Source organism: Arthrobacter sp. SW1, assembly GCF_001766675.1.
Lineage (GTDB): Bacteria > Actinomycetota > Actinomycetes > Actinomycetales > Micrococcaceae > Arthrobacter.
The window spans coordinates 117668-131496 of sequence record NZ_MJLT01000069.1 but is presented as its reverse complement, the minus strand read 5'-3'; the positions used below and the strand labels follow the sequence as shown (position 1 = coordinate 131496).

At 66.5% G+C, this 13829-nt stretch carries 19 protein-coding genes; 6 read left to right on the top strand and 13 right to left on the bottom strand.

Annotated features, from left to right (window positions below):
- Nucleotides 1-188 (bottom strand): helix-turn-helix domain-containing protein (locus tag BIU82_RS19780; protein ID WP_139146518.1); only part of this gene is annotated, 188 nt, incomplete at its 3' end.
- A 137-nt stretch (nucleotides 189-325) separates the two neighbouring features.
- A complete protein-coding gene (locus BIU82_RS19190; protein WP_070351060.1) occupies nucleotides 326-1360 on the bottom strand; it encodes an EamA family transporter in 1035 nt (344 codons plus the stop codon).
- 71 nt (nucleotides 1361-1431) lie between these two features.
- On the opposite strand from BIU82_RS19190, the gene BIU82_RS19185 reads away from it, so the two are divergent.
- On the top strand, nucleotides 1432-1974 hold the full coding sequence (locus BIU82_RS19185) for a CGNR zinc finger domain-containing protein (RefSeq protein ID WP_070351059.1): 543 nt from the start codon (nucleotides 1432-1434) through the stop codon (nucleotides 1972-1974).
- A gap of 35 nt (nucleotides 1975-2009) precedes the next feature.
- Here the strand turns inward: BIU82_RS19185 and BIU82_RS19180 are convergent, their stop codons facing one another.
- The 3 genes from BIU82_RS19180 to BIU82_RS19170 all read right to left on the bottom strand — a co-directional run bounded on the left by BIU82_RS19180 (nucleotide 2010) and on the right by BIU82_RS19170 (nucleotide 4412).
- Nucleotides 2010-2351, bottom strand: a complete 342-nt coding sequence (locus BIU82_RS19180) for a hypothetical protein (protein ID WP_070351058.1) — start codon at nucleotides 2349-2351, stop codon at nucleotides 2010-2012.
- Nucleotides 2352-2425: 74 nt separating this feature from the next.
- Nucleotides 2426-2932: a hypothetical protein gene (locus BIU82_RS19175; protein WP_253182856.1), complete on the bottom strand. Its 507-nt coding sequence runs from the start codon at nucleotides 2930-2932 to the stop codon at nucleotides 2426-2428.
- A gap of 142 nt (nucleotides 2933-3074) precedes the next feature.
- Complete coding sequence (locus BIU82_RS19170) at nucleotides 3075-4412, bottom strand: MATE family efflux transporter (RefSeq protein WP_070351056.1); 1338 nt, start codon at nucleotides 4410-4412, stop codon at nucleotides 3075-3077.
- A gap of 97 nt (nucleotides 4413-4509) precedes the next feature.
- On the opposite strand from BIU82_RS19170, the gene BIU82_RS19165 reads away from it, so the two are divergent.
- Both BIU82_RS19165 and BIU82_RS19160 read left to right on the top strand, forming a co-directional pair.
- Nucleotides 4510-4944 carry a DoxX family protein gene (locus tag BIU82_RS19165; protein WP_070351055.1) on the top strand — a complete coding sequence of 145 codons (435 nt, stop codon included), beginning with the start codon at nucleotides 4510-4512 and terminating at the stop codon, nucleotides 4942-4944.
- Between the two features lie 166 nt (nucleotides 4945-5110).
- Entirely contained in the window at nucleotides 5111-6049 is a 939-nt protein-coding gene (locus BIU82_RS19160; RefSeq protein ID WP_070351054.1) for an acyl-CoA thioesterase, read from the top strand.
- A gap of 12 nt (nucleotides 6050-6061) precedes the next feature.
- Here the strand turns inward: BIU82_RS19160 and dnaB are convergent, their stop codons facing one another.
- The gene (dnaB, locus tag BIU82_RS19155) at nucleotides 6062-7444 is read right to left on the bottom strand and encodes a replicative DNA helicase (RefSeq protein WP_070351053.1); all 1383 of its coding nucleotides are present in this window, start codon (nucleotides 7442-7444) and stop codon (nucleotides 6062-6064) included.
- A 660-nt stretch (nucleotides 7445-8104) separates the two neighbouring features.
- On the opposite strand from dnaB, the gene BIU82_RS19150 reads away from it, so the two are divergent.
- A complete protein-coding gene (locus tag BIU82_RS19150) occupies nucleotides 8105-8599 on the top strand; it encodes a hypothetical protein (RefSeq protein ID WP_070351052.1) in 495 nt (164 codons plus the stop codon).
- A gap of 3 nt (nucleotides 8600-8602) precedes the next feature.
- Entirely contained in the window at nucleotides 8603-9178 is a 576-nt protein-coding gene (locus BIU82_RS19145; RefSeq protein ID WP_070351051.1) for a hypothetical protein, read from the top strand.
- Between the two features lie 77 nt (nucleotides 9179-9255).
- On the opposite strand, the gene BIU82_RS19140 is transcribed toward BIU82_RS19145, so the two are convergent.
- The 3 genes from BIU82_RS19140 to BIU82_RS19130 form a co-directional block, all read right to left on the bottom strand.
- Nucleotides 9256-9591, bottom strand: a complete 336-nt coding sequence (locus tag BIU82_RS19140; protein WP_070351050.1) for a zf-TFIIB domain-containing protein — start codon at nucleotides 9589-9591, stop codon at nucleotides 9256-9258.
- 80 nt (nucleotides 9592-9671) lie between these two features.
- Entirely contained in the window at nucleotides 9672-10295 is a 624-nt protein-coding gene (locus BIU82_RS19135; protein WP_070351049.1) for an FMN reductase, read from the bottom strand.
- Between the two features lie 167 nt (nucleotides 10296-10462).
- Complete coding sequence (locus BIU82_RS19130) at nucleotides 10463-11314, bottom strand: PhzF family phenazine biosynthesis protein (protein ID WP_070351048.1); 852 nt, start codon at nucleotides 11312-11314, stop codon at nucleotides 10463-10465.
- 57 nt (nucleotides 11315-11371) lie between these two features.
- Between BIU82_RS19130 and BIU82_RS19125 the strand changes: the two genes are divergently transcribed.
- Complete coding sequence (locus BIU82_RS19125) at nucleotides 11372-11794, top strand: DUF1801 domain-containing protein (RefSeq protein WP_070351047.1); 423 nt, start codon at nucleotides 11372-11374, stop codon at nucleotides 11792-11794.
- Between the two features lie 136 nt (nucleotides 11795-11930).
- Here the strand turns inward: BIU82_RS19125 and rplI are convergent, their stop codons facing one another.
- The 4 genes from rplI to rpsF form a co-directional block, all read right to left on the bottom strand.
- Nucleotides 11931-12383 (bottom strand): 50S ribosomal protein L9, encoded by a 453-nt coding sequence (gene rplI / locus BIU82_RS19120; protein ID WP_070351046.1) that lies wholly within the window; start codon nucleotides 12381-12383, stop codon nucleotides 11931-11933.
- A 17-nt stretch (nucleotides 12384-12400) separates the two neighbouring features.
- Complete coding sequence (rpsR, locus tag BIU82_RS19115) at nucleotides 12401-12640, bottom strand: 30S ribosomal protein S18 (RefSeq protein WP_007269381.1); 240 nt, start codon at nucleotides 12638-12640, stop codon at nucleotides 12401-12403.
- A gap of 126 nt (nucleotides 12641-12766) precedes the next feature.
- Nucleotides 12767-13348: a single-stranded DNA-binding protein gene (locus tag BIU82_RS19110; protein ID WP_070351045.1), complete on the bottom strand. Its 582-nt coding sequence runs from the start codon at nucleotides 13346-13348 to the stop codon at nucleotides 12767-12769.
- A 55-nt stretch (nucleotides 13349-13403) separates the two neighbouring features.
- Complete coding sequence (rpsF, locus tag BIU82_RS19105; RefSeq protein WP_021473324.1) at nucleotides 13404-13709, bottom strand: 30S ribosomal protein S6; 306 nt, start codon at nucleotides 13707-13709, stop codon at nucleotides 13404-13406.
- Between the last annotated feature and the right edge of the window lie 120 nt (nucleotides 13710-13829).

The window sequence follows — 13829 nt, the reverse complement described above, 5'->3', positions numbered from 1 at the left end:
TACGAGTGTTTCGTCGGCTTGGTCACCAACACCCCTTGCCCATGAATCCTCCACCGCCGATACAGCGACTTGACCGGCGTACTGGAGACACCCAGTAACCTGGCCGCCGCTTTGTACCCGATGCCCTCATCAAACAACGCTACAGCCGCCTCACGCTGTGCTGCGGCCAATGAACTACGTACGTGCATAAAACTGCTCCCCGGGAGTCGGAACTGAATTTCTCAGTCCAACTTCCGGGGAGCAGTTCAATATGAGGGGGTCATCAACGTTTAAGCCGGTATTTCCGGATCCGCGGCGGCAGGGCAAGCCGGCCGCCGCCGCGCCGTCAGCGCTCCGAAGGTGCGGTCCGCGCCGAAGGCACGGGTTCGACGTCGTTCGCGTGGTCAAGCTCGGCACACGGCTCGGCCTGGCCGGGCACCGGAAGCCGCTCCGCGCGGAGCTCGTCCACTCGCACCAGCACCACGCCGAGGATGATGAGGGCGCCGCCCAGGAGCTGGATGGTGCTTGGCAGTTCGGACAGCAGCAGCCACGCCCAGATGACGGCGAAGAGCACCTCGGTGAGCGAAACGAAGGACGCCACTTTGGACCCCAGGCTGCGGGCGGCCATGATGCCGGTGACGTAGGCCAGCACGGTCGCCAGGATCACCAGTCCAGCCACGGCCACCCACCACGGGGCGTTCCACGGGCCCAGGTGCGTGTCCGCGGTGCTGAAGGCCATGGGCAGCACGCCGATTGCGCCCACCGCCCACATCACGATCGCGCCGGCCAGCAGGCCACCGCCGGCGAGGACGATGGGCGGGAGGCTGTCGTTCTGCTTGGCCGTGATGAAGAAGTAGATCACCAGGCAGACCGCCGCGGCCATGCCCCACAGCACGCCGATGAAGTCCACCTTGACGGCGCCTGTGAGGTCGAGCACCAGGACCAGGCCGCCCAGGGACAGCAGGGTGCCGATCGAGGTCAGCGCACGGGGGCGGCGGCGGGTGGCCACCCACAGCCAGAGCACGATCATGGTGGGCGCGAGGTATTCGAGCAGCAGGGCCACGCCCACGGAGAGCCGCTCCACCGCGTTGAAGTAGAACAGCTGGCAGCCCGCCACGCCGATCAGGCCGAACAGCAGGATGGTGAGCCAGTTTTCCTTGAGCTGGTGCCAGCGCCCGCGGAGGGCGACGACGGCGGGAACCGCCAGGACCAGCGCGGCGCCGCTGAGCCGGACCGCGACGGCGGAGCCCGGCGTCCAGCCCGTCTCCAGGAGGGATTTCGCGAAGGAGCCGGACAGGCCGAAGACCGCGGAGGAGAAGAGGGCGACGCCCAGGCCGGAGGCCATGAAGCCTGCCATGCCCCGGCTCTTGGCAGCTGACACAGCAGGCCTCCTGTCAGGAGTAAAATGGGTTACACTCCTGACAATACTCCCGAGCCAAGTAAGGAGTCAAAGTGCTTTTTGCACCTGACACTGAGGTGGCCCTGCGTGCCGTCGTCAATCTGATCAACACCGCGGCAAACGGCGGTGACGAGCTCGGCAGCCCGGCGGACCTTGACGCCTTCCTCGACGCCGAAGAATTCACCGGCGTGCGGGCGGGAACGGAGCGGGAACTGGAGAGCGTCAAGCGCCTCCGCAAGGAACTGGCCGCGCTATGGACGGCGGATGAAGACGCCGCGGTGGAGGCCGTCAACCAGCTGCTGATCAAGGCCAAGGCACTCCCCCAGCTGGTGAAGCACGACCACTGGGACTGGCACCTGCATGCCACCCGCCCGGACGCCCCGCTCGTGGACCGCATGGGCGCCGAGGCCGCCATGGCGCTGGTGGACGTGATCCGCAGCAAGGAAACCGAACGCATGCGCGTGTGCGCGGCGGATGATTGCGATGCCGTGGTGCTGGACCTCAGCCGAAACCGTTCGAAGCTCTACTGCGACACGGGGAACTGCGCCAACCGCGCGCATGTGGCTGCGTACCGGGCGCGCCGCGCCAGCGCGTAAAAGAGCGCCACCGCGTAGGGCGGCGCCAGCGGACCCTAGGAGTCCTGTTCCGGCTTTTCCGGAGCGGCAGGGCCTGCGGCGGGGCCGCCGTGGCTGCCAGGCTTGCGGGAGCTCAGGTTGACGCCCGATCCCTTGCCCAGGTGTTCGGCGTTTTCCTTGTAGCTCATGGAGAGCATCGCGGCCATGACCAGGCTGACGATGAACGCGATGCCGCCGCCGGTGAAGGCCAGGTCAAAACGGGGCGCGTGGCCGCTGCCGCCCGAGGCGAAGATGAGCACGCAGAAGAAGATCAGCACGCCCCAGAACGCGGAGAACATCAGCGGCCCCTTCACCGAGGTCCGCATCTTGCGCGGCTCTCCTGGTTTCTGGTCTGCCAAGGTCTTCCTCCAATGGTGGGGCGGCGCGTCGTCACGCGCCTCAAGAGTTCTACAGAAAGTAGAAGGTACGGTAACTAGTTTACGTCCTCGGCGGGCAGGCCGTGCCCACTGTTCCCGCGGCCGCGGGAGTCATGCCGCAGGGTGAGCCCGGAGAGCATCCACAGCACGCCGGAAATGATGGCGCCGCCACCGGCCACACCCAGCAGGGCGTGCGCCCCGAGGCTGATGAAGAAGGGCAGCAGCGCCGCCGTGCCGATGCCCACGACGCCGGAAATCAGCCAGTCGCGCGCCAGCACCTCGCGTCCGCGCCGCCGCAGTCCCTGCACTGTTTCCCAGATGCCCAGCGCCAGCAGGGCGGCGGCAGCGGAAAGTGCCGCGCCGGCGTCGGACTGGGTCAACAGGGCACCCGCGCCGCCGACGCCGGTCACCGCGGCAAGCGGCAGCGGAACGTGCCCGGCGCGCAGCACGGCAAACGCCAGGGCGATCAGGTAGAGCCCGAGCGCCCAGGCCAGCACCTGCACGGACGGCGCCCCCCAGAAAATAGTCACCGCGCCGAACGCCAAGGCGATCACGGCGCGCATCAGCACCGCCTTCCAAGGCGCGGCAGTACCGTCGCCGGACAGCCAGGAAGGGACGGAAGCCGAAGAGGAGGGGGAAGTCACCCGTCCAGTTTAGCGATCCGTGCGGTTCCTCCGACGCCGAAGCATCAGGAGCCCCGCAGCATCAGGAGCCCAGCACCATCCACTTGTCGCTGCGCGAGCGCAGGCCCAGGGTCACGCCGCGCGCCAGCATGTAGCCCAGGCCGAAAGCGGCCCACAGCCAGACGAGCCCGGCAGCGCCTTCGGGTCGGACAAAATGGACCGCCGCAAGCAGCGGCAGATAGAAGGCGAGGTTCACGACGCCGGCAATCGCCAGGTAGCGGGCGTCGCCCGCGCCGATCAGCACGCCGTCGAGCACGAACACGAAGCCGGCCAGCGGCTGCCCGGCGGCCAGGACCCAGAGGGCGCCGGTGAGGGCGGACTGCACGGCGGCGTCGGAGGTGAAGAGCAGGCCGGCCCAAGGCGCGGCGACGGCCAGCAGGACCCCGGTGATCACGCCGAAGCCGAGGCCCCAGCGGATCATGATGCGGGTGAGTTCGCGGGCTTCGGCAGGCCGGGAGGCGCCGAGTTCCTTGCCGATGAGGGCCTGGGCGGCGATCGCCAAGGCGTCCAGGGCGAAGGCCAGGAAGGAGAAGATGGTCATGGTGAGCTGGTGGGCGGCGAGGTTGACCGCACCCTGGGCGGTGGCCACGAGCACGGTGGCGAGGATGGCCAGGCGCAGGCTCAAGGTGCGCAGCATGAGCCAGGAGCCCACGGTGGTCATGGCGCGGATGCCATGCCAGTCCGGCAGCAGGGAGACTCCGTGGCGGCGCGCGTTCCGGCCGACCATCACCAGGTACACGCCCGCCATGGCCCATTGCGCGATGCTGGTGCCGAGCGCCGAGCCGGCCACCGAGAGGTTCAGCCCGTAGACCAGGATCCAGTTAAGAGCGATGTTCACGGCGAAACCGGCCGTGGCCACCACGAGCGGGGTGCGGGTATCTTGCAGGCCGCGGAGCACGCCAGTGCCCGCGAAGACCAGCAGCATGGCGATCAGCCCGGGCATGGACCAGCGGAGGTAGTCGACGGCGAAGCCGCGCACCTCTCCCCCGGCGCCGAACAGGTCCACCAGCGGTTCGGCGGCGAAGAAGCCGGCCACCGCCAAAGCGATGCCGAGCAGCAGTGCCAGCCAGACGCCGTCGCGCCCTGCGGCGAGCGCCTTGGACAGCTTCCCGTCACCGATGGCGCGGGCCACCGCGGGCGTGGTGGAGTACGCCAGGAAGACCATCAGACCGACGGCGGTGTGCAGCAGCGTGGATGCCAGCCCGACGCCGGCCAGCTGGTTGACGCCGAGGTGGCCTACGATGGCCGAATCCGCCAGGAGGAACAGGGGTTCCGCGATCAGGGCGCCGAAGGCCGGGACGGCAAGGCGGAGGATCTCGCGGGCGTGGGACGGGGCGGGGCGGGCTACGGTCTGGGGCACTTTTCCACCATAGCCGCCGGCACCGACAGCCCCGGGTCGTACTTGGTCCTCGTCACATTTACTTGACACTTCAAGTATTGTTCGGAACGCTGGACCCATGAACAAGTCAACCCTGACCACCACAGCCCTTACCGTCCTGCGCGTCATCGTCGGCTTCATCTTCGCCGCCCATGGCTGGCAGAAATTCAACGAATTCACCATCGCCGGAACCCAGGCCGCCTTCACCCAGATGGGCGTCCCCGGCGCATCAGTAGTGGCCCCCATTGTGGCCGTCCTCGAACTTGCCGGCGGCATCGCCCTGATCGCCGGCTTCCTGACCCGCATCGCCGCAGCACTCCTCGCCATCGACATGCTCGGCGCCCTGGTGCTGGTGCACGCACCGGCCGGCGTCTTTGTCGCCAAGGGCGGCTACGAGCTGGTGCTCCTGCTCGGCGGCGGCGCCCTCGCCCTGGCCCTCGCCGGCGCCGGACGCTTCTCCGCGGACGCCGCGGTCTTCGGCCGCAAGGGCTCCAAGCTCGCCGTGCTCGCCTAAGCACGCCTTACCCAGCAGGAAAGCGCACCCGCCGTCGCGGGTGCGCTTTCCTGCTTTTAAGTTGCACGGTCCTCTAAAAGAATGCCCGACGGCGGCCCGCGGCACCCGCGGTGACGTGCCCCGTCACACAAGGCACCGGCGTCGGGCCCGTCGCTAAACTCGCCTCATGAGCGAGCCCGCACCGCACTCAGTCACCCTCCGCTTCCTGGCCGCCCCCACCGACGTCGGCCACAGCGGCTCCGTGGACGCCGGCACCGTGCTGGAGTGGGTGGACAAGGCGGCGTACGCGGCAGCCGTCGGCTGGGCGAAGTCATATTGCGTCACGGCCTACGTGGGCAACATCCACTTCAGCGATCCGGTGAACAGCGGCGACATGGTGGAAGTCGAAGCCACCATCGTCTACACCGGCCGTTCCTCGATGCACATCCGCACCGTCACCTCCGCGGCCGACCCCAAGGGCGGGCCGGCCACCATGCGCAGCCAGTGCCTGGTGATCTTCGTGGCCGTGGGCCCGGACGGCAAGCCCGTCCCGGTGCCGCAGTTCACGCCGTCGACGCCGGCCGAGATCGAGCAGCGGGACAGCGCCCTGGCGCGGATCGCCGTGCGCGAGCAGATCGTCGAAGCCATGAACGCCCAGGAATACACCGACGCCGGGACCGCCGAGCGCGTGGTGCTGCGGTTCATGGCATCCCCCACCGACGTGAACTGGGGCGGCAAGGTGCACGGCGGCATCGTCATGAAATGGATCGACGAGGCCGCCTACGTCTGCGCCTCCCGGTACTGCGGCCGCGACACCGTGGCCGTGTTTTCCGGCGGCGTGCGCTTCTACCGGCCACTGCTGATCGGCGACGTCGTGGAAGTGGAGGCCCGCCTGGTCTACACCGGCAACAAGGGCATGCACATCGCGGTCCACGTGCGTTCCGGCAGCCCGAAGAGCCGCGAAATGAACCTCACGACGTACTGCCTCACCGTCATGGTGGCGCGCGACGAAACCGGGACCTCCGTGCCCGTGCCGCAGTGGGTTCCGGTCAGCGAGGAGGATAAGCGGCTGCACGCCCACGCCCGCGAGCTGCTGGAGATCCGGGCGCGCGCCCCGCGCTCCTAGAAGCCGCCGCTCCTAGAAGCCGCCGCCGCCCGTTTCGCCCGCCATGTTGGCAAAGCGGGAGTAGTGGCCCTGGAAGGCGACCACGATGTCCTTGGTGGGGCCGTTACGGTGCTTGGCCACCAGGATGTCGGCCTCGCCGGCGCGCGGTGATTCTTTGTCGTAGACATCTTCACGGTGCAGCAGGATGACCATGTCCGCGTCCTGTTCGATGGAGCCGGATTCACGCAGGTCCGAGACCATGGGGCGCTTGTCCTGGCGCTGTTCGGAACCACGGTTCAGCTGGGACAGCGCGATGACCGGTACCTGGAGTTCCTTGGCCAGCAGCTTCAAGGCACGCGAGAACTCGGAGACTTCCTGCTGGCGGGATTCCACGCGCTTGCCGGAGCTCATCAGCTGCAGATAGTCCAGGACCACCAGCTTGAGGTCATGCTGCTGCTTGAGGCGGCGGCACTTGGCGCGGATTTCCATGAGCGACATGTTGGGGCTGTCGTCAATGAACAGCGGGGCGTCATTCATGCGGCCCATGGTGGTGGCGATCTTGGACCACTGTTCGTCCTTGATGGTGCCCTTGCGGAGATCCTGGAGGCTGATGGTGGCCTCGGCGGACAGCAGACGCATCGCGATCTCGTTCCGGCCCATTTCGAGGGAGAACATGACGGTGGCGAGGTTGTTCTTGATGGCTGCCGAGCGTGCGAAGTCCAGCGCGAAGGTGGACTTACCGACGGCGGGACGGGCCGCGATGACGATCATCTGCCCCGGGTGGAGGCCATGGGTGAGCTCGTCCAGCTCGTAGAAGCCGGTGGGGACGCCGGTCATGCCTTCGCCGCGGTGGCCCGAGGCTTCGATCTCATCCACCGTGGACTCCATGACGTCCTTCAGGGCGACATAGTCCTCGGCAGTGCGGCGTTCGGCCACGGCGTACACCTCGGCCTGGGCCTGGTTGACCAGGTCCTCCACTTCACCGTCCTGGCCGTAGCCCATCTGGACGATCTTGGTGCCCGCATTCACGAGGCGACGGAGCACGGCGCGCTCCGCGACGATCTCCGCGTAGTAGCCTGCGTTGGCTGCCGTGGGAACGGTCTGGATGAGCTCGTGCAGGTACGCGGGGCCGCCGATCTTGTTGATCTCCCCGCGCTTGGTCAGTTCGTCCGACACCGTGACGGCGTCCGCGGGCTCGCCGCGGCCGTAGAGATCGATGATCGCTTCGTAAATGGTCTCGTGCGCAGGGCGGTAGAAGTCATGGCCCCGGACGATTTCGACGACGTCCGCGATGGCGTCCTTGGACAGCATCATGCCGCCGAGGACCGACTGTTCCGCCGCGATGTCCTGCGGAGGCGTACGGCTCAGCTCTGAAGAGCGACCGCCCTCAATCGAATCCAGATGCGTAACTGACAAAGCCGTCCTCCATGTGTACTGCAGCAGCCGGGTGCTTCAGGCAGGCCGGATCCACCCCGGAGCCGGGGCGGCCTGCCTGGAATCTGCCGTTGCCTGCATCCTTGCGGAGGGCACCGACAATAATTCGCCGGCGCCGTCCGGTACCGGCAGATCCGGATATCCCCAGCTGTCCACGCGTTATCCACAGAGAAATCCACAGGGGCCGCAAAGGGCGTGGCATGGAGATCCTGCGGAGGCTGGAACAGGGCCATCCGCGTGCCCGAAATGGGGCACCTAGCCACGGTATCCCCGCTTTTCCGGGGAGCCAAGCCGGGTTTCCACCCAGCCTGTGGATAACCCGTGGATAAGTACGCACTGCATGTGCACAGCCTGTGCATTGCCCTGTGGAAACAGAAATAGTTTCTCCACAAACCGGCCCCTGAACTGGGAAAACACTGCGAACAGAGTGTGGAACAAAAGTATTTTCCCGCCCCCATCATCCACAGCTTGGATGCCGGAGCGTGCATGGACGGCAGCCGAAAGAGCACCTCAACGGCGAAAAACATACTCCGATTGTGATGTGACCCACAAATGCCCGGGAAATACGACAGCAATCTCTCAAAACACATGCCCGCTGGGGAATGTGCTGTGGATAAAGCGCGTCTGGCATAAGCTCATGTCATGGACTTCGCCTTGGGGGACGTACTGATTCTTGTGGCCCCGGTGGCCATCCTCGGCCTGGTGGTGTGGGCCCTCAGCCAGGCCCTCAAGCCCAGGGACTTCGGCATCTCGGAAGCGGAACGGTACCAGCGGGAACTCGCACAGCGTTCGGCCGCCCACCAGGCCCGGCAGGTCCAGGCGGCGCTGGCGGCCCGGGCCCGCACCACAGCAGCGAACCACGCACCGAGCCAAACGCAGCAACCGCAGCGGCCGGCACCCGCAGCCGTGCCGGCGTCGGGCTCTCCTGCTGGCGGCGCGCCTTCCGCGGGTGCTTCCGCACCCGGCGGGCGGCAGCTTCCCCCGGCAGTGCTGCCGAACGGACAACTCAACCCGGACTTCGCGCGGCAGCTGCAATCCATGGCCAGGAACGGGCAGAAGCTCCAGGCCATTAAACTTCTACGGGACTACACCCGCGCGGACCTGCTCTCCGCCAAGAACTACATAGATCGGCTCTGATACATGGAATCCCTGATCGTCCCGGCCCTCATCCTGGTTGCCGTGGTCGTAGCCGTCCTGCTGCTCAACCGCAGCCTGAGCCGCCGCACCGCAGAACGCCGGGCACAGCACGACGCCGCTGCCGCGCCCGTGGACGCCGTGGAGTTGGCCCGTGAATCAGCGGCCAAGCTGAGCGAGGATCAGCACCGCCGCCTGTACTCGCTGATCGCCCAGGGCCAGGCGATGGCTGCCATCAAGCTGTACCTCAGCAGCACCGGCGAAGGGCTGCGGGCCTCGCGGGACGCGGTCGCTGCCTTGGCAGCACATCCGCAGCCGTTCCGGCAGCCGGAGCCCGCCCCCGCGGACCTGCTCCCGGAGGAGGAGGAGCCCGAACGGTTCCCGTACCGCTACCGGGCCATCGCCAGCAAGGGCGACGTGATCCGCGAAGTGAGCAGCAACATGCTCAACGACGACATTTACGGGCGCATCCGCACACTGGCCAAGAGCGGCGAAACCGAAGCCGCCGCCCTCGCCCTGGTGCGCCATTCGGACATTTCCCTCGACCAGGCCCGCGAGTTCATCGCACTCCTGGAGGACTGAGCCAAAACCGGCAACGCGGGGTCACTTACGGCCCATGTTCCGGGTGAACATGGGCCGTAAGTGACCCCGCGTTGGTTTTAGAAGTCGAAGAGGTCCCCGAGCCAGCTTTCCTTCTTCTTGCGCCGGGGATCGTAGTTGCGGTCGTAGCCCTTGTTGTAGCTGCGGTCGCCCCGATCGTCGTAGCGGGGGCGCTCGAGGTAGTCACGGTTGTAGAGCGGCGGCGGGGTCTGCGCGGGCGGAGCCTGGGGTGCAGGCGGCGCGGCCTGCCCGCCGTACTGGGTGGCGGCGCGGTCGATGATCTTGTCGAGCTCGCCGCGGTCCAGCCAGACGCCACGGCACTGCGGGCAGTAGTCGATCTCCACGCCATTCCGGTCGCTCATCACCAGGTCATTTGAATCCACAGGACACTTCATGACCGGCTCAACGATCCGCGGTCCGAAAAAGTTCGGCGGGCAGCTTTGCGGGTCGGCCAGCGGGCCGCTTAGCGGCCGGTTTAGCGGCCGGCCGTAATTCCGGCGAGAAGCTGCTCGAACGGCAGGGATTCCATCGGATCGGCCTTCCGGCGCGGCTGCGCGCCGCTCAGCAACTGCACCAGTTCCCCGGCAGCGCGGTCCACGCGGGCAGACAGCGGCGAGCCGCCGTCGTCGTTCCCCCAGTCCTGCGGACCGGCGAAAACGGAAGTCTGCGTCATGCGGGTGCGCAGGTAGCTGAAGAGGGGTCGCATGGCGTAGTCCAGCACCATCTGGTGGCGGTCCGTGCCGCCGGTGGCGCCCATCAGCACGGCCTTGCCGTCGAGGGACTTGGGATCCAGGACGTCGATGAACGACTTGAAGAGGCCGCTGTAGGAGGCGCTGAAGACGGGGCTGACGGCGATGATGCCGTCGGACTGCTCGACGCCGGCGATCACCTCCGCGAGCCGCGGGCCTGCGTAGCCGGTGACGAAGTTGTTGGCGATGTCCACGGCGAGCTCGCGCAGTTCGATGACTTCCACCTGCGCGTCGTAGCCTGCCTCGCCGAGCTGGCGCTTCGCCGAGGCGGCGAGCTGGTCGGCGAGGAGGCGGCTCGACGACGGGACGCCGAGTCCGGCGGAAAGGACGGTGATGCGGCGGGTCTCCATGGCGTTCTCCTGGTGCTCGATGGTTCTGTTACAGACTACATGCATTTGCATCTATACCACCAAACGACGGCGTCTCCGGAAGTATTCCCGCGGCACTCGCTGCTTGCGCGAACGTACAGTTGAGGCCCTGTTTTCGCGGATCTAAGGCCCCAAGTGTACGTTCGCGCTCAGATGAGTACGGTTCCTTCGATGCACGGTGTGACGTCGCCACCGACCCAGATCCGGCCATCCACCTTTTCCACATGGACGCGGCCGGCCCTACCGAGCACCGTTCCCTGCGCGGCCAGGTACCGCTCCGGCGCGCGGCCGCTGCCGATCAGCCATTGCGCGGCGCCGGCGTTGAAGCTGCCGGTCACCGGGTCTTCCACCACGGCGTCCCCGGCAATGAAGGTGCGCACTTCGAAGTCGACGCCGGTGCCCGGCCGGTGCGGGCCGATGACGCCGACCTCGAGCTCGCCGAGCTGCGCCAGGTCCGGCGACAGCGCCAGTACCTGCTCGGCGGATTCCAGGAGCACGCCGATCCAGCGCGGGCCGTTCACCAGCCAGGACACGTCCAGCAGGGCCGCCCCCGGCAGCCGCAGTCCCGCAGCGAGCCGGGCGCGCGTCGCCGCGTCCACCGGCCCCGAACGGGTGAGGGGCGGCGCCGCGAAAGCCAGCCGGCCGCCGTCGGACTTCACCTCCACCAGCCCGGCACCGCACTCCTGGACCAGCACGCCGTCCTTTTTCGGCACGCCACCGGACTGCAGCCAGGCCCGGCCCGAGCCGAGGGTCGGGTGCCCCGCGAACGGCAGCTCCTCGGAGGCGGTGAAGATCCGCACCCGGTAATCCGCGGAGGGGTCTTCGGGCGGCAGCAGGAAGGTGGTCTCGGACAGATTGGTCCAGTTGGCGAACTGCTGCATCCGCGTGCCGTCCAGGCCTTCGGCGTCGACGACGACGGCGAGCGGGTTGCCGCGGAATGGCACCGCGGAGAAGACATCGAGCTGGGCAAAACGGCGCGGGCGCGGGGAGTCAGGAGTCACCGGTGCAGGCTATCACCGGCGCTGGCCCGGCAGTCCGCGGTCTGCGAGACTACGGGCATGGCAGAGAACAAGACGCAGCCCACGGCCGTTCCGGTGGAGGAATTCCTGTCCGCCGTGGAAAACCCCGTCCGCCGGGCCGACGGCTTCGCTCTGCTTGAGTTGATGCGGAAGGTCACGGGGCAGGAGCCGGTGATGTGGGGACCGAGCATCGTTGGCTTCGGGCAGTACCACTACCGCTACGAAAGCGGCCGCGAAGGAGACTCGGCCGCCGTCGGGTTCTCGCCGCGCAAGGCGAACCTGGCGCTCTACGTGCTGGGATACGGCGCTCAGACCGGCGAACTCCTGGCGCGGCTCGGCAAACATAAAACCGGGGTGAGCTGCCTGTACATCAACAAGCTGGCCGATGTGGACCTGGGCGTCCTCAAGGAACTCGTGCGCGTTGGCTACCGGTACGCGATGGACGAACTGCACCGGCCCTGAAACTTCCGCAACGCGGGGTCACTTACGGCCCATGTTGCCGCCAAAGATGGGCCGTAAGTGACCCCGCGTTGGGGTTAAAGCGAAAGGCCCCCGCCCCCGGCGAACCGGAAGCAGGGGCCTTCAGCGCAGTCAAAGACTACTTCGCAGCAACGACCACCAGGTCGATGACAGCGGAAACGTCCTCGTGCAGGCGGACGTTGGCCTGGTACGAACCAACAGACTTGATGTGGTTCGGCAGTTCAACGTTGCGCTTGTCGATGGTGCCGAGGCCGGCAGCCTCAACAGCGGCGGCGACGTCGGCCGGCTTGACGGTACCGAAGAGACGACCGGACTCGCCGGCCTTCACAACGAGCTGGACCTTCTTGGAGGACAGCTCAGCAGCCTGGGCCTGGGCAGCTTCGATGGAAGCGTGGGCGCGGGCAGCACGAGCGGCCTTGATGGTCTCAACCGTCTTCTCGCCACCACGGGTCCAGGTCAGAGCGAAGCCGCGGGGCAGGAGGTAGTTACGTGCGTAACCGTTCTTGACCTCGACAACATCGCCAGCAGCACCGAGACCGGTAACTTCGTGGGTCAGAATGAGCTTTGCCATGGTAGTTAATCCCTTCCTTAGCCGCGGCCAGCGCCGGAGTAAGGCAGCAGTGCAACTTCGCGGGCGTTCTTGATTGCCTGGGCGATCTTGCGCTGTTCCTGAACGGAAACGCCGGTGACGCGACGAGCGCGGATCTTTCCGCGGTCGGAGATGAACTTGCGCAGCAGTGCTACGTCCTTGTAGTCGATGACAGTGATGTCAGCGGCCTTCAAGGGGTTGGACTTTGGTTTGGGCTTACGGAGTTCAGCCTTAGCCATCGTGGAGCTCCTTATCTATGGAGCCCGTGGATATTGATCCACGGGATGGTGGTGCCCGACGGCGTTCGCCACCTTGGGTGCCTTGCGGCACTTAGGCGGGTTCCGGCGTCGGACGTGAATGTTTGTTTAGAAGGGAGGTTCGGAGTCAGGACCGTTGCCCCAGCCGCCTGCATTGCTGACACCGGGGGTAGCCCACGGGTCATCCTGCGGCGCGGACTGGTTGCCGCCCCATCCTCCACCGGGGTTGCCGCCCTGGTTTCCACCAGTGCCGCCCCCGAAGCCACCGCCGCCGAAGCCGCCCTGGTTGCCCTGGCCGCCGCCGAATCCGCCGCCACCGCCGGAGCGCTGGGTGCGGTTGACCTTGGCATTGGCGTACCGGAGGCTGGGGCCGATTTCGTCGACCTCAAGCTCGATAACGGTGCGCTTCTCGCCTTCCTTGGTTTCGTAGGAACGGCTCTTCAAACGGCCGGAAACGATGACGCGCATGCCCTTGGTGAGGGATTCGGCCACGTTCTCGGCTGCTTCCCGCCACACCGACGCGCGGAGGAACAGGGTTTCCCCGTCCTTCCACTCGTTGGACTGGCGGTCGAATGTCCGGGGAGTAGAAGCGATGGTGAAGTTCGCTACTGCCGAGCCAGACGGGGTGAACCGCAGCTCCGGGTCATTGGTGAGATTACCGATGACCGTAATAGTGGTTTCGCCTGCCATCTACTGCCTCCTTGTTCGTTCCTACGGGGTAAAGATTGAAAAGCCGGAAGCTGAATTACTCAGCAACGACCTTCTGGTCTTCGGGGCGGATGATCTTGGTGCGCATGATGGTCTCGTTGAGAGACAGCTGGCGGTCAAGTTCCTTGGCGGTAGCCGGCTCAGCGGTGAAGTTCACCACGGCGTAGATACCTTCGGACTTCTTCTTGATGTCGTAAGCCAGGCGACGGCGGCCCCAGATGTCAACCTTCTCGATGGTTCCACCATCGGTGGTGATGACATTCAGGAACTTCTGAAGCGACGGCTCAACGGTACGCTCTTCGACCTCGGGGTCGATGATTACCATCAATTCGTAAGGACGCATATGTGAACCCACCTCCTTTGGGCTAAGCGGTTACGGTCTTTCCGTAACAGGAGGTTCATTTGCGATGCCGTGCAAGGCTCCGCCACCGGAATTTCGGGGGCAGGGCGCAGCACAGACTTC